The sequence below is a fragment of the Bacillus sp. SIMBA_074 genome (assembly GCF_046534555.1).
In the GTDB taxonomy this organism is placed as follows: Bacteria; Bacillota; Bacilli; order Bacillales; family Bacillaceae_G; genus Bacillus_A; species Bacillus_A mycoides.
Window position 1 is genome coordinate 1 of record NZ_JAWRYM010000337.1, and the last position, 292, is coordinate 292.

At 39.4% G+C, this 292-nt stretch carries 1 protein-coding gene; it reads right to left on the reverse strand.

Translation table 11 applies throughout. From position 1 onward, the window contains the following. Positions 1 to 194, reverse strand: a 194-nt coding sequence (locus SB773_RS31070) for a hypothetical protein (RefSeq protein WP_410594106.1), incomplete at its 3' end; no start/stop codon positions are given. Positions 195 to 292: the final 98 nt, after the last annotated feature.

The window sequence follows — 292 nt, forward strand, 5'->3', positions numbered from 1 at the left end:
GTAAGGATGGCTTTTTTCTTCGGGCAATTGTTCTTGACAATTTTATACTTGGGCTGACAATCCTCCGTTACTGTCTCTACAATTTGTTCTACATCCATTCCTTGCAAGATTTTTGATCCGGTATCCAAAGCTAAATAGGTAGAAATATTATTAATAATGCCAATGGTTCCCTCCACAATACCATCCAGTGTCATATGGATATCCTCCAGGGCACCCATATCAACGAGGATAATCATTCCCTTGTACGTGTTAATGGTAGTGATGTGATCGATAAGCTGTTGGGTAATCTGTT